This is a genomic window from Streptomyces sp. CRCS-T-1 (assembly GCF_024442335.1).
GTDB classification, from domain to species: domain Bacteria; phylum Actinomycetota; class Actinomycetes; order Streptomycetales; family Streptomycetaceae; genus Streptomyces; species Streptomyces koelreuteriae.
Genome location: NZ_CP101651.1, coordinates 1,700,680 through 1,715,171, shown reverse-complemented (window position 1 = coordinate 1,715,171; position 14,492 = coordinate 1,700,680). Strand labels below are relative to the sequence as shown.

Annotated in this window: 11 protein-coding genes; 4 read left to right on the top strand and 7 right to left on the bottom strand. The window is 70.4% G+C overall.

Going from position 1 to position 14,492, the window contains the following annotated elements; genetic code table 11:
* Positions 1-3: 3 nt before the first annotated feature.
* The 4 genes from NNW99_RS07585 to NNW99_RS07570 all read right to left on the bottom strand — a co-directional run bounded on the left by NNW99_RS07585 (position 4) and on the right by NNW99_RS07570 (position 6,870).
* A complete protein-coding gene (locus tag NNW99_RS07585; protein WP_215117936.1) occupies positions 4-2,133 on the bottom strand; it encodes a 3-hydroxyacyl-CoA dehydrogenase NAD-binding domain-containing protein in 2,130 nt (709 codons plus the stop codon).
* Positions 2,130-3,347, bottom strand: a complete 1,218-nt coding sequence (locus NNW99_RS07580; protein WP_215117935.1) for an acetyl-CoA C-acyltransferase — start codon at positions 3,345-3,347, stop codon at positions 2,130-2,132. Before NNW99_RS07580 ends, NNW99_RS07585 begins: the two co-directional genes overlap by 4 nt.
* A 122-nt stretch (positions 3,348-3,469) precedes the next feature.
* A complete protein-coding gene (locus NNW99_RS07575) occupies positions 3,470-4,504 on the bottom strand; it encodes a LacI family DNA-binding transcriptional regulator (RefSeq protein WP_215117934.1) in 1,035 nt (344 codons plus the stop codon).
* Positions 4,501-6,870, bottom strand: coding sequence for a glycoside hydrolase family 2 protein (locus NNW99_RS07570; RefSeq protein ID WP_215117933.1), 2,370 nt, complete (start codon positions 6,868-6,870; stop codon positions 4,501-4,503). Before NNW99_RS07570 ends, NNW99_RS07575 begins: the two co-directional genes overlap by 4 nt.
* A 164-nt stretch (positions 6,871-7,034) precedes the next feature.
* Here NNW99_RS07570 and NNW99_RS07565 point away from each other — a divergent pair, with 164 nt between their 5' ends.
* From NNW99_RS07565 to NNW99_RS07555, 3 genes are read left to right on the top strand one after another with little or no spacing between them, the layout of a single operon-like run.
* Positions 7,035-8,348: an ABC transporter substrate-binding protein gene (locus tag NNW99_RS07565; RefSeq protein ID WP_215117932.1), complete on the top strand. Its 1,314-nt coding sequence runs from the start codon at positions 7,035-7,037 to the stop codon at positions 8,346-8,348.
* On the top strand, positions 8,348-9,226 hold the full coding sequence (locus NNW99_RS07560) for a carbohydrate ABC transporter permease (protein ID WP_215117931.1): 879 nt from the start codon (positions 8,348-8,350) through the stop codon (positions 9,224-9,226). Before NNW99_RS07565 ends, NNW99_RS07560 begins: the two co-directional genes overlap by 1 nt.
* Positions 9,223-10,053 carry a carbohydrate ABC transporter permease gene (locus NNW99_RS07555; protein WP_215117930.1) on the top strand — a complete coding sequence of 277 codons (831 nt, stop codon included), beginning with the start codon at positions 9,223-9,225 and terminating at the stop codon, positions 10,051-10,053. Before NNW99_RS07560 ends, NNW99_RS07555 begins: the two co-directional genes overlap by 4 nt.
* 81 nt (positions 10,054-10,134) lie before the next feature.
* Here NNW99_RS07555 and NNW99_RS07550 read toward each other — a convergent pair whose 3' ends face one another.
* The 3 genes from NNW99_RS07550 to NNW99_RS07540 all read right to left on the bottom strand — a co-directional run bounded on the left by NNW99_RS07550 (position 10,135) and on the right by NNW99_RS07540 (position 13,319).
* Complete coding sequence (locus tag NNW99_RS07550) at positions 10,135-11,424, bottom strand: ribonuclease D (protein WP_215117929.1); 1,290 nt, start codon at positions 11,422-11,424, stop codon at positions 10,135-10,137.
* 186 nt (positions 11,425-11,610) lie between these two features.
* Positions 11,611-12,273 (bottom strand): response regulator transcription factor, encoded by a 663-nt coding sequence (locus tag NNW99_RS07545; RefSeq protein ID WP_184589340.1) that lies wholly within the window; start codon positions 12,271-12,273, stop codon positions 11,611-11,613.
* Positions 12,274-12,644: 371 nt separating this feature from the next.
* Positions 12,645-13,319 carry a DUF3000 domain-containing protein gene (locus NNW99_RS07540; protein WP_215117928.1) on the bottom strand — a complete coding sequence of 225 codons (675 nt, stop codon included), beginning with the start codon at positions 13,317-13,319 and terminating at the stop codon, positions 12,645-12,647.
* Between the two features lie 102 nt (positions 13,320-13,421).
* Between NNW99_RS07540 and hemE the strand changes: the two genes are divergently transcribed.
* Complete coding sequence (gene hemE, locus NNW99_RS07535; RefSeq protein WP_215117927.1) at positions 13,422-14,489, top strand: uroporphyrinogen decarboxylase; 1,068 nt, start codon at positions 13,422-13,424, stop codon at positions 14,487-14,489.
* Positions 14,490-14,492 lie beyond the last annotated feature (3 nt).

The following is a 14,492-nucleotide window of genomic DNA, read 5'->3' as shown; positions in this document are numbered from 1 at the left end:
GAGTCACGCCGGCACGCTCGCCACGCCCTGCGCGAGGAACCGCTTGCCGTTGACCCGCTCGGAGACGCCCTCGCGGTCCAGGTACGGCGTGATGCCGCCCAGGTGGAAGGGCCAGCCGGCGCCCGTGATGAGGCACAGGTCGATGTCCTGGGCCTCGGCGACGACGCCCTCGTCGAGCATGATGCCGATCTCCTGCGCCACCGCGTCCAGCACGCGGGTGCGGACCTGCTCCTCCGTCAGGACGCTGTCGCCCTGCTTGAGGAGCGCGGCGACCTCGGGGTCCAGCTCCGGCTTGCCGGAGTCGTAGACGTAGAAGCCGCGCTTGCCGGCCTTGACGACGGCCGCGAGGTTCGGGGAGACCGTGAAGCGGTCCGGGAACGCCCGGTTGAGCGTCTCCGAGACGTGCAGACCGATCGCCGGGCCGACCAGCTCCAGCAGGACCAGCGGCGACATCGGCAGACCGAGCGGCTCGATGGCCTTCTCTGCGACCTCGACGGGGGTGCCCTCGTCGATGACGTTCTGGATCTCGCCCATGAAGCGCGTCAGGATGCGGTTCACGACGAACGCCGGGGCGTCCTTGGTGAGGACCGCGGTCTTCTTCAGCTTCTTGGCGACGGCGAACGCCGTGGCCAGGGAGGCGTCGTCGGTCTTCTCGCCGCGCACGATCTCCAGCAGCGGGAGCACCGCGACCGGGTTGAAGAAGTGGAAGCCCACGACCCGCTCGGGGTTCTTCAGCTTCGACGCCATCTCCGAGACGGAGAGGGAGGAGGTGTTCGTCGCGAAGATCGCGTGCGCCGGGGCGACCGCCTCGACCTCCGCGAACACCTGCTGCTTGACGCCGATCTCCTCGAACACGGCCTCGATGATGAAGTCCGCGTCCGCGAAGCCCTCGGCCTTGTCCAGCACACCGGACACCAGCGCCTTGAGGCGGTTGGCCTTGTCCTGGTTGACACGGCCCTTGCCGAGCAGCTTGTCGATCTCGGCGTGGACGTAGCCCACACCCTTGTCGACGCGCTCCTGGTCGATGTCGGTCAGCACGACCGGCACCTCCAGGCGGCGCAGGAACAGCAGCGCGAGCTGGCTGGCCATCAGACCGGCGCCGACGACACCGACCTTGGTGACCGGGCGGGCCAGGTTCTTGTCCGGGGCGCCGGCCGGGCGCTTGCCGCGCTTCTGCACCAGGTTGAAGGCGTAGATGCCGGAGCGCAGTTCACCGCCCATGATCAGGTCGGCGAGCGCCTTGTCCTCGGCGTCGTAGCCCTGCTGGAGGTCACCGTCCTTGGCGGCGGCGATGATGTCCAGGGCGCGGTAGGCGGCCGGGGCCGCGCCGTGCACCTTGGAGTCCGCGATGAAACGGCCCTTGGCGACGGCCTGGTCCCAGGCCTCGCCGCGGTCGATCACCGGGCGCTCGATCTGGATCTCGCCCTTGAGGACGGCCGCGGTCCAGATCAGCGACTGCTCCAGGAAGTCCGCGCCCTCGAAGATGGCGTCGGCGATCCCGAGCTCGTAGACCTGCTTGCCCTTGAGCTGCTTGTTCTGGTTGAGGCTGTTCTCGATGATCACCGAGACGGCCTTCTCCGGGCCGATCAGGTTCGGCAGCAGGGCGCAGCCGCCCCAGCCGGGTACCAGACCGAGGAAGACCTCGGGCAGCGAGAACGCCGGCAGGGCCGCGGAGACGGTGCGGTAGGTGCAGTGCAGACCGACCTCGACACCGCCGCCCATCGCGGCGCCGTTGTAGTACGCGAAGGTCGGCACGGCCAGCTCGGACAGCCGCTTGAAGACCTCGTGGCCGCCCTTGCCGATGGCGAGCGCGTGCTCGTACTCCTTGAGGATCTCCACGCCCTTGAGGTCGGCGCCGACCGCGAAGATGAACGGCTTGCCGGTGAGGCCGACGCCGATGATCTCGCCGTCCGCCGCCTCCTTCTCGACCTGGTCGATCGCGGCGTTCAGGTTCGCCAGCGAGGCCGGGCCGAAGGTGGTCGGCTTGGTGTGGTCGTGGCCGTTGTCCAGGGTGATCAGGGCGAAGCGGCCCGCACCCAGCGGCAGGTCGAAGTGGCGCACGTGCGCACTCGTGACGACCTCGTCCGGGAACAGCTCGGAAGCCTGCTTCAGAAGCTCGGCGGTGGTGCTCACTTGTCCCCCTCGAAGTGCGGGTTCTCCCAGATGACCGTCGCGCCCATGCCGAAGCCGACGCACATGGTGGTCAGGCCGTAGCGGACGTGCGGCTGCTCCTCGAACTGGCGGGCCAGCTGCGTCATCAGACGGACGCCGGAGGAGGCCAGCGGGTGGCCGAAGGCGATGGCGCCGCCGTACTGGTTGACGCGCGCGTCGTCGTCGGCGATGCCGTAGTGGTCGAGGAAGGCCAGGACCTGGACGGCGAAGGCCTCGTTGATCTCGAACAGGCCGATGTCGGAGATCGACAGGCCCGCCTGGGCCAGCGCCTTCTCCGTGGCCGGGATCGGGCCGTAGCCCATGACCTCGGGCTCGACGCCCACGAAGGAGTACGAGACCAGACGCATCTTGACGGGAAGGTCGTGCTCCCGCGCGAAGTCCTCGGAGGCGATGACCGAGGCGGTCGCGCCGTCGTTCAGACCGGCCGCGTTACCGGCGGTGACCCGGCCGTGCACACGGAAGGGGGTCTTCAGGCCGGAGAGGTTCTCCAGGGTCGTGCCCGGGCGCATCGGCTCGTCGGCGGTGACCAGGCCCCAGCCCGTCTCGCCGGCCTCGGGGGAGGTACGGCGTACGGAGATCGGCACCAGGTCGGCCTGGATCTTGCCGTCGGCGTACGCCTTGGCGGCCTTCTCCTGGGAGCGCACGGCGTACTCGTCGGCGCGCTGCTTGGTGATCTGCGGGTAACGGTCGTGCAGGTTCTCCGCGGTCATGCCCATGAACAGGGCCGACTCGTCGACCAGCTTCTCGCTCACGAACCGCGGGTTCGGGTCGACGCCCTCACCCATGGGGTGGCGGCCCATGTGCTCGACACCGCCGGCGATGGCGACGTCGTAGGCACCGAAGGCGACGGAACCGGCGACCGCGGTCACGGCCGTCAGGGCACCGGCGCACATGCGGTCGATCGAGTAGCCCGGGACGGACTGCGGGAGACCGGCCAGGATCCCGGCCGTACGGCCGATGGTCAGGCCCTGGTCGCCGATCTGCGTGGTCGCGGCGATGGCGACCTCGTCGATCTTCTTCGGGTCGAGACCGGGGTTGCGGCGCAGCAGCTCCCGGATCGCCTTCACGACGAGGTCGTCGGCACGGGTCTCGTGGTAGATGCCCTTCGGTCCCGCCTTGCCGAACGGGGTGCGGACGCCGTCGACGAAGACGACGTCCCTGACGGTACGAGGCACGATGGCTCTCCTCCAGGGTCCGGAACTGCATTGCTGCTGCGAGGTGCGCTGAGCGCGCGCTCAGGCCCATGCTACTTATGGGTAACGTAGCTGCACAGTCCTGACAGGCGGAGCGGTGAAGGTCACACCTTCGGGGGTGCCGTGGAGCCCCGTGGCGTCAGTACGGGGGTGGGTACGGGATGCGATCCGGCCGCCCCCTCTCCGGTGATCACCCCGAACAACGTCCGGGCCACCTCCGCCCCGAACCCGTGCACGTCATGACTCATCGCGGACAGCGTCGGATGCGTCAGCCGGCACAGCTGCGAGTCGTCCCACGCCAGCAGCGACACGTCGTCCGGGACCCGCAGGCCCATCTCCGCCGCGACCGACAGGCCCGCCACCGCCATGATGTCGTTGTCGTACACGATCGCGGTCGGCCGGTCCGGCGCCGAAGCGCTCAGCAGGGACCGTGTCGCCCGCGCCCCCGCGTCGCCGGAGAAGTCCGTCGCGACCTGCCGTGCCCCGGCCAGGGAGCCCGCCGCCTCGTCGAACGCCGCCGTCCGGATGGCCGTGTGGCCGAGGGCCGCCGCGCCGCCGACGCGGGCGATGCGCCGGTGTCCGAGTGCGGCCAGATAGCGCACCGCCTCCGTCACGGCCGTGGCGTCGTCGGTCCACACCGAGGTGAGGCCCCCGGTCAGCGAGGGATGGCCGACCGCGACCACCGGCAGTCCGAGCCGCTCCACCAGGCCCACCCGGGGATCGTCGGCGCGGAAGTCGACGAGGATCGAACCGCCGATCTGCCGGCCCCGCCACCATGCCTCCTGGACCCCGATCTCCTCGTCCATGTTCCGTACGAGCCGCAGCAGCAGGGAGCAGGAGTGCTCGGCCAGTACGCTCTCGACGCCCGAGACGAAGTCCATGTACCAGGGCTCCAGCCCCAGCATCCGGGCCGGCCGGCACACCGCGAGTCCCACCACGTCCACGCGTGAGCCGGCCAGCGTCCGTGCGGTGAGGTTCGGCGCCCAGCCCAGTTCCCGCGCCGCGCGGAAGATCCGGTCCCGGGTCGCCTCCGACAGGCCCGGCTTGTGGTTGAAGGCGAGCGACACGGCACCTTTGGACACACCGGCACGCGCGGCGACGTCCTTGATGGTGACGCGGGGGGTCGGCGTTGCCGTCATCGGGTGGGCTCCACGCAGTACAGGGCCGAACGGGCACTCCGGGCGTCCGGAGTCTTCCAGCCGCGCACCCCGATGGTCACCTCTTCGCCCGGCAGCAAGGTCACCAGACCCCGGTCGGCCCGGGCCTCGGGGTCCAGCCGGTCGGCCTGGAGGAGCAGGTCCCGGACCAGGGTGCGGGCGGTCACGGTGATGCCGCCGGGCGCGAGAGTGACCTCGAACTGCGGTGTGGGGTAGGGGATTTCGCGGTCCGGCACGGGGAAGTGCAGCGCGCGCAGGCCGTCCGTGTCCGCGACCAGGAACTCCTTCGGCCCGGCGGGCGTCAGCTCCCGTGGGACGGCGACCCGGGCCACCGTCCGCCCCCCGGCCGCGAACTCCACATCCGCCTGCCCCAGCACCTCGCCCTCGACGGACATCCGGCGCAGGGTCAGGCTCCCGGTCCAGCCCTCCGCGCCCTGGTTCACGGCGGCCAGCACCAGCGCGCCGTCCTCCTCCTGGAGCGTCAGCAACCGGTCCGCGTACAGCCGCTTCAGCTCGTGGTAGAGCGGCTTCTCGCGGCCGTCGCCGTCGATCGCTGCCCAGGACGTCACCGGCCAGCAGTCGTTGAGCTGCCAGACGATCGTGCCCGCGCACTCCGGCCAGTGCGAGCGCCAGTGCTCGATCCCGGCGGCGACCGCACGCGCCTGGTTGAGCTGCGTCAGATAGTGCCAGCGGTCGAAGTCGCCGTCGGGTACGGCGAAATGCCGGGCCAGACCTCGTTCCAGTTTGCCGTTGCCGTCGTCGGCCTTCTGGTGGTGCAGCATGCCGGGGGAGTCCGGCGCGAGCGCCTCCCCGGGCAGCGCCCGGCGCAGGGTGGCGTACGCGGGCGGGGCCTGCCAGCCGAACTCCGCGACGAACCGGGGCACGTTCAGCCGGTAGTCGGCGTAGTCCTCGCGGTTCCACACCTCCCAGGAGTGGTGCGTGCCGTGCGCCGGGTCGTTCGGATGGTGCCGCCAGGAACCCGACCAGGGGCTGCCCGCCGTGTACGGCCGGGTCGGATCCAACTCGGCCACCACACGCGGCAGCACACCCAGGTAGTAGCCCTCGCCCCAGGAGTCCCCGGCCAGCCTCGGCTCCCACTCCCAGTCCCTGAAGCCCCACAGGTTCTCGTTGTTGCCGTTCCACAGCACCAGCGACGGATGCGGCATCAGCCGTACGACGTTCTCCCGCGCCTCGGCCTCCACCTCGCCGCGCAGCGGCTGCTCCTCCGGGTAGGCCGCGCACGCGAACGGGAAGTCCTGCCAGACCAGCAGCCCGAGTTCGTCGCAGGCGTCGTAGAAGTCCTCGCTCTCGTAGAGTCCGCCGCCCCAGATCCGTACGAGGTCCACGCCCGCGGCGGCGGCCTGCTCCAGCCGCTGGCGGTAGCGCGCGCGGGTGACGCGGGAGGGGAAGACGTCGTCGGGGATCCAGTTGACGCCGCGTGCGAAGAGCCGCTCGCCGTTGACGACGAGGGTGAAGCCGGTGCCGTGCGCGTCGGGCCGCTGGTCCAGCTCCACCGTCCGGAAGCCGATCCGCCGCCGCCACACGTCCAGGGTGCCGCCCTCGCTCAGCAACCTCAACTCGACGTCGTACAGCGGCTGTTCGCCGTACCCGCGCGGCCACCACAGCTCCGCGTCCGGCACCCGCAGCCGTACCACCCCGTGCGCCCCGTCCAGCTCCGCGCGGGCGCGCACCCCACCGACGGTCGCCTCCACGGCGAGCGGCACCTCCACCCGGGTCCGCTCGACGTCGACGGCCAGTTCGACGACCCCCACGCCCTCCTCGACGGTGACCAGCGGGCGCACCCGGGCGATCCGGGCGGTCGACCAGTGCTCCAGGCGCACCGGACGCCAGATCCCGGCCGTCACCAGGGTCGGCCCCCAGTCCCAGCCGAAGGAGCAGGCCATCTTGCGGACGTACTGGTAGGGCTCGGCGTAGGCGGCGGGCCGTTCGCCCAGCCGTCCCCGCACCGCCTCGGCCTCGGCGTAGGCGGAGACGAACCGCACGGACAGCAGCCCGGACAGCCCCGTCACATCGAAGCGGTACGAGCGGTGCATGTTCCGCACCGTGCCCAGCGGCCGTCCGTCCAGGGAGATCTCGGCGACGGTGTCGAGCCCGTCGAAGACCAGGTCCGTCTGCTCCTGCGTGCCCGGGATCTCGAGCTCCCGCTCGTACGTCCAGTCCCGGCGCCCCACCCACGCCACCTCGGACTCGCCCCGGCCCAGGAACGGATCCGGGATCACCCCGGCCGCCATCAGGTCGGTGTGCACACAGCCCGGCACGGCGGCCGGCAGTGTCTCCGACTCGTGCCGAAGGATCCATCCGTCGCCGAGCGGTGTGGCCTCCAGCATGCGCACTCCTTTGACCGGTCCAGTGAAGAGTCGGGTTCAGACTTCGCAGCGTTGGCGGGAATGGGACTTTACCGGTTGAGGAAAGCGCTGTCAGAGTGCCGAACCAGCCATACCGCACGTGCTCTTCCGTCCCGAGTTCCTCTCCGCGAACGGAGCTGACGCACATGAACCGCCGTACCCTCCTCGCCCTCGCCGTGGGGGCCGCCCTGCTCGCCTCGGGCTGCACCGGTACCGGAGGCACCTCCAAGGGCGCGGATGCCGAGGTACCCGACGATCCCGCCAAGGTGACCGGGACCATCACCGTCCTCACCCACCGCACCGACCTCGTGCAGGACGGGACGATGAAGAAGTACGCCGCCGAGTTCGGCAAGACCTACCCGAAGGTGAAGGTCGAGTTCGAGGGCCTCACCGACTACGAGGGCGAGGTCAAGATCCGGATGAACACGGAGAACTACGGCGACGTCCTGATGATCCCGGCCGTGATCGAGAAGAAGGACTACCCGAAGTTCTTCGCCTCCCTCGGCACCGGCGCCGAGCGGAGCAAGAAGTACCGCTTCACCGACTACTCCACCGTCCAGGGCAAGGTCTACGGGCAGAGCCCGATCGGCGTGGTCCCCGGCTTCGTCTACAACAAGAAGGTCTGGAACGCGGCCGGCGTCACCGACTGGCCCACCACCCCGGCCGGGTTCCTCGACGACCTCAAGGCGATCAAGGCCAAGTCCGAGGCGGTGCCGTACTACACCAACTTCAAGGACATGTGGCCGCTGACCCAGTGGACGAGCGTCAACGGCTCGGTCGGCTGTGACACCGGCGCCACCACGCGGCTCGCCGAGGGCGACCCGTGGGCCGACGGCGCCGATCTGCGCGTCGGCGACACGCTGCTGTACGACATCGTGAAGTCGGGCCTCGTCGAGAAGGACCCGACGACCACCAACTGGGAAGCCTCCAAGCCGAAGTTGGCCAAGGGCGAGATCGCCACGATGTGGCTCGGATCCTGGGCGGTCGTGCAGATGCGGGACGCGGCGAAGCAGGCCGGCACCGACCCCGCCGACATCGGCTTCATGCCCTTCCCCGCCCAGAAGGACGGCGCGTTCTGCGCGGTGACGTCCCCCGACTACCAGCAGGCCGTCAACGTCCACTCCGACCACAAGGCCGCCGCCCGCGCCTGGATCGACTGGTTCACCGACAAGTCCGGCTACGCGGACGCCAACCTCGCCCTCTCGCCGCTCAAGGACGCCCCGCTGCCCGACATCCTGAAGCCCTACGAGGAGGCGGGCGTGAAGCTCCTCGACCTCGACGACACCAAGGGCGCCGAGGTCAAGTCCGTCGACAACCAGTCCGAGGTCGGCATCTACAAGCCCGACTACCGCCAGGACCTCGTCGATCTCGCCCGCGGTGCGCGCAAGGGCGGCCTGGACGACTTCCTCGCCGGGCTCGGCGACAAGTGGACCGAGGCGCAGCGGAACCTGGGGTCCTGATGGCCCGGTCCACCCGGCGGTGGCGGGGCGTGACGCCCTGGCTGTTCCTCCTCGCCCCGCTCGCCTTGCTGATCACGTTCACCTACGCGCCGATCGTCAACATGGTCGCGTACAGCTTCACCGACTGGGACGGCGTCAGCCCCGAGCTGCACTACACGGGCGCCGAGAACTACGCCGAACTCTTCACCCGATCCGAGCTGTTCGAGGTGTTCTTCGTCAGCGGCTACTACCTCGTCGCGTCGGTGGTGCAGATCGTGGCCGCGCTCTACTTCGCCACCGTCCTGAGCTTCAACGTCCGCTTCCGGAACTTCTTCAAGGGCGTGCTCTTCTTCCCGTACCTGATCAACGGCGTCGCGATCGGCTTCGTCTTCCTGTACTTCTTCCAGGACGGCGGCACCCTGGACGCGATCCTGGGACTCGTCGGCTACGACGGCGACCGCGCCTGGCTGGGTACGCCCACCTCGGCCAACGTCTCCCTCGCCGGCGTCTCGGTCTGGCGCTACATGGGCCTGAACTTCGTCCTCTTCCTCGGGGCGATCCAGTCCATCCCGGGGGAGCTGTACGAGGCGGCCGAGATCGACGGGGCGAACCGCTGGCAGCAGTTCCGCCACATCATCGCGCCCGGCATCCGGCCCGTGCTGAGCCTCTCGGTGATCCTGTCCGTCTCCGGGTCGCTGTCCGTCTTCGAGATCCCGTACATCATGACCGGCGGCGCGACCGGCACCGAGACCTTTGTGATCCAGACCGTGAAGCTGGCCTTCCAGTTCAACAAGACGGGCCTCGCCTCGGCGGCGGCCGTCGTACTGCTGCTGATCATCCTGGCGGTGACGTGGGTGCAGCGGCGGCTCGTCCCGGACGACAAGGTGGACCTCGTATGACGCGCCGTACGGTGGCCCGGGCCCTCGTGTATCTGTCCCTGGTCCTCGCGACCCTGGTCGTGTTCCTGCCGCTGGCCGTGGTCTTCCTGACCTCGCTGAAGACCTCCGGGGAGATGGCGGACGACAGCGGCGCGCTCACGCTGCCCGACGATCCGCTCAACTTCTCCAACTACGTGACGGCGTTCCAGGACGGCCGGATGCTCTCGGCGTTCGCCAACACGGCGATCATCCTGGTCGTCGCCATCGGGGGCACGATCCTGATCGGCTCGATGACGGCCTACGCCATCGACCGCTTCCGGTTCCGCTTCCGGAAGCTCATCCTGGCCCTGTTCCTGGTCGCCGCGCTGGTCCCCGGGGTGACCACCCAGGTGGCCACCTTCCAGATCGTCAACAGCGTCGGTATGTTCGACAGTCTCTGGGCGCCGATCGCGCTCTACATGGGCACGGACATCGTCTCGATCTACATCTTCCTGCAGTTCGTACGATCGATCCCGGTCTCGCTCGACGAGTCGGCCCGCCTCGACGGGGCCAACGCCTTCACGATCTACCGGAAGATCATCTTCCCGCTCCTGAAACCGGCGATCGCGACGGTCGTGATCGTGAAGGGGATCAACGTCTACAACGACTTCTACATCCCCTTCCTCTACATGCCCTCCGAAGATCTTGGCGTGATATCGACGTCCCTGTTCCGCTTCAAGGGCCCCTTCGGCGCCCACTGGGAGACCATCTCGGCGGGCGCGATCCTGGTCATCGCCCCCACGCTGATCGTCTTCCTGCTCCTGCAGAGGTTCATCTACAACGGCTTCACCAGGGGAGCGACCAAATGACGACGCCCTAGGGGCGCGGGGAACTGCGCGAACAACCACAACGAGCCCGCAGCCGCCGTACGACGGAAGGAACCACGGCGGCTACGCCTCCTTCACGGACAGCGCCTCCACCAGCACCGGTGTCACCAGCTCCACCTGCCAAGCCCGGGCCCCATACCCTTCAAGGGCCGCGCTCACGGACTCCGCGTCCACCACACCCGGCGGCTCCCAGCACACCCGCCGCACCGTGTCCGGAGTGATCAGATTCTCCTGCGGCATATTGATCTGCTCGGCCAGCGCCGAAACCCCGGCCCGGGCCGCGGACAGCCGCGCCGCGGCGACGGGATCCTTGTCGGCCCAGGCCCGCGGCGGCGGCGGCCCCGCGACCGGCTGCCCCGGCTGCGGCAACTGCGCCTCGGTCAGCGCCTTCGCCCGGTCCACCGCCGCCTGCCACTGCTCCAGCTGCCGCTTGCCCGTGCGGTGTCCGAAACCGTTCAGCGCGGCAAGCGCCTGCACGTTGGCCGGAAGGGCCAGCGCGGCCTCCACGATCGCCGCGTCCCCGAGCACCTTGCCGGGCGAGACGTCCCGCCGCTGCGCGATCCGGTCCCGGGCCTGCCACAGCTCCCGTACGACGGCGAGCTGCCGCCGCCTGCGCACCTTGTGCATGCCGGACGTACGCCGCCAGGGATCCTTGCGGGGCTCGGGCGGCGGGGCCGAGGCGATCGCGTCGAACTCCTGGCGGGCCCACTCCAGCTTGCCCTGCCGGTCCAGCTCCTTCTCCAGCGCGTCACGCAGGTCGACGAGCAGTTCGACGTCGAGCGCCGCGTACCGCAGCCAGGGCTCGGGCAGGGGGCGGGTGGACCAGTCGACCGCGGAGTGGCCCTTCTCCAGGACGAAGCCGAGCACGCCCTCGACCATCGCGCCGAGGCCGACCCGGGGGAACCCGGCGAGCCGCCCGGCCAGCTCGGTGTCGAACAGGCGCGTCGGCACCATGCCTATCTCGCGCAGACAGGGCAGGTCCTGGGTGGCGGCGTGCAGCACCCACTCGACGCCGGAGAGGGCCTCGCCCAGCCCGGACAGGTCGGGGCAGGCCACGGGGTCGATCAGCGCCGAGCCGGCGCCCTCGCGGCGCAGCTGCACCAGATAGGCGCGCTGGCCGTAGCGGTAGCCGGACGCCCGCTCGGCGTCGACGGCGACCGGGCCGGTCCCCGCCGCGAAGGCGGCGATCACCCGGGCCAGGGCGGTCTCGTCCGCGATCACGGGCGGAATGCCCTCGCGCGGCTCCAGCAAGGGGGTCGGCGCCTCCGTAGCAGAAGATCCGCCGTCGTCCGGAGGGGCGCCTCCGGTGGTTCGCAGTGAGCTGTCTGCTGCGGTGTCGTGGGCGTCGGTCACATGTCAAGGGTATCCATGTATGGACAGCGCCCGCCGACGGAACGTTCCGTCGACGGGCGCCCGAGGGTCGCAAACCAGTCACGTCGGGGAAGTACGGGGTTCGCGAGCCACGTGTGGAGCGAAAGGGACCGGCGGACGATCCCGTTCAGGTGAGTGAATGATCACCAAGGGTCATGACGGAGCGGATCAGTGGATGATCCCGGTCCGCAGCGCCACCGCCACCATGCCGGCGCGGTCGCCCGTGCCGAGCTTGCGGGCGATGCGGGCGAGGTGGCTCTTGACGGTCAGTGCGGACAGGCCCATCGAGACGCCGATGGCCTTGTTCGACTGGCCCTCCGCGACCAGTCGCAGCACCTCGACCTCACGGCCGGACAGTTCGCGGTAGCCGCCCGGGTGGCTCGGGGCGCCCGGGGGGCGGCGGTGCAGACGCGCGGCGGCGGCGCCGATGGGGGCGGCGCCCGGCCGGGTGGGGAGCCCGACGTTCGTACGGGTGCCGGTGACGACGTAACCCTTCACCCCGCCGGCGAGCGCGTTGCGCACGGCGGCGATGTCGTCGGCGGCGGAGAGGGCGAGGCCGTTGGGCCAGCCCGCGGCGCGGGTCTCCGACAGCAGGGTGAGGCCGGAGCCGTCGGGCAGGTGGACGTCGGCGACGCAGATGTCGCGGGGGTTGCCGATGCGGGGACGAGCCTCCGCGATGGACGAGGCCTCGATGACGTCGCGCACACCGAGCGCCCACAGATGGCGGGTGACGGTGGAGCGGACGCGCGGGTCGGCCACGACCACCATGGCGGTCGGCTTGTTCGGGCGGTAGGCGACCAGGCTTGCGGGCTGCTCGAGGAGAACGGACACCAGGCCTCCTGGGGTGCGGGACGGGGCCGGCTCGTGGGGATGAAGCCGGGACGAACCGTGCTTTCAAGGTCACAGTCGTCTTCGGCACCGAACCCGTCCGCCTTTAGAGAATGATCACGATTCGGTGATAACAATCCGTGCAATTCGGACACGCGGTCGATCATTCGAAGGTCGAACGGTTTCGCTCTGCGTCGCTACGCGGTCGAAAGTGGCCGTATCGACAAAGTGATTCGGCCAAGAGGAGTACGTGGGTGTGATCGTCGACCGGACATGGTTGACCGCCCCGCACAAGGTCGATCAGTGCGGGGCGGTCAGGGGTCGTTCAGGGTTGGTTCAGCGGGCCTCTGGCCGACGGGACAGGGGTCCCGGGGTCAGCGGGACTGGGGGCCCCGCCGTTGCGGCAGGGTCACCACCGAGGCGTCGCCCGGCCCGGCCGGAGGCAGGCCCGCGACCTGGGCGAGCAGATCGCACCAGGCCGAAAGGTGCGCGGCCGTGTCCGGAACCCCGCCCAGGCCCTCGCGCGGCGTCCACGACGCGCGGATCTCGATCTGCGAGGCGGCCGGGCGCGCGGACAGACCGCCGAAGTAGTGCGAACTCGCGCGCGTGACGGTGCCGCTCGGCTCCCCGCACGCCAGCCCGCGCGCCTGGAGCGCGCCGGTCAGCCAGGTCCAGCACACCTCCGGCAGCAGCGGGTCCGCCGCCATCTCCGGCTCCAGCTCCGCGCGCACCAGCGTCACCAGCCGGAACGTGCCCCGCCAGGCCTCGTGCCCCGCCGGGTCGTGCAGCAGCACCAGCCGGCCGTCGGCCAGATCCTGGTCGCCGTCGACGACCGCCGCCTCCAGCGCGTAGGTGTAGGGGGCGAGCCGCTGCGGCGGGCGCGTCGGCTCGATCTCGATCTGGGGCCGCAGCCGCGCCGTCCTGAGCGCGTCGACGGCGGACCGGAAGGGCAGCGGGGCGGTGTCCGCCTCCCTCCGGTCGTTCTCGGTGTCCTTCGCTTCGTCCGTTCCGCCAGCGTCGTCCGACAGTCGTCCCTGAGCCGCAGCCATGCGGGAAGGTTACGGGGACCGGGCCCCGGGTGCCGGGCTAGACACCCCGCGCCGCTCCAGGGGCTGAATCGCGCTCCTTGACGGCGTGCGAAACTTGGCCCCGTGAGTGCCAACGACGCCCCCCGGGCCCAGCAGCCGTCCGCCACGTACGACTCAGCCTTCCTCAAGGCCTGCCGGCGCGAGCCCGTGCCGCACACGCCGGTGTGGTTCATGCGGCAGGCCGGGCGCTCACTGCCGGAGTACCGCAAGGTGCGCGAGGGCATTCCGATGCTCGAGTCCTGCATGCGGCCCGAACTGGTCACCGAGATCACGCTCCAGCCGGTGCGCCGGCACGACGTGGACGCGGCGATCTACTTCAGCGACATCGTCGTCCCGCTCAAGGCCATCGGCATCGACCTCGACATCAAGCCCGGCGTCGGCCCGGTCGTCGAGCGCCCGATCCGCACCCGCGCCGACCTCGCACAGCTGCGCGACCTGACCCCCGAGGACGTCTCCTACGTCACCGAGGCCATCGGCCTGCTGACGCGCGAGCTCGGCGCCACGCCTCTGATCGGCTTCGCCGGCGCCCCGTTCACCCTCGCCAGCTACCTCGTCGAGGGCGGCCCGTCCCGCACGTACGAGAACGCCAAGGCGATGATGTACGGCGACCCCGAGCTCTGGGCCGACCTGCTCGACCGCCTCGCGGACATCACGACCGCCTTCCTGAAGGTGCAGATCGAGGCGGGCGCCTCCGCGGTCCAGCTCTTCGACTCCTGGGCCGGCGCCCTGGCCCCCGTCGACTACCGGCGTTCGGTGCTGCCCGCCTCGGCGAAGGTCTTCGACGCCGTGGCCGGCTACGGCGTCCCGCGCATCCACTTCGGTGTCGGCACCGGCGAGCTGCTGGGCCTCATGGGCGAGGCCGGCGCGGACGTCGTCGGCGTCGACTGGCGCGTCCCGCTGGACGAGGCCGTCCGCCGCGTCGGCCCCGGCAAGGCGCTCCAGGGCAACCTCGACCCGACCGTGCTCTTCGCCTCGACGGAGGCCGTCGAGGCGAAGACCCGGGAGGTCCTGGACAGCGCGGCGGACCTGGAGGGCCACATCTTCAACCTGGGCCACGGCGTCATGCCGTCCACCGACCCGGACGCGCTGACGCGGCTCGTGGAGTACGTCCACACGCGCAGCGTCCGCTGACGG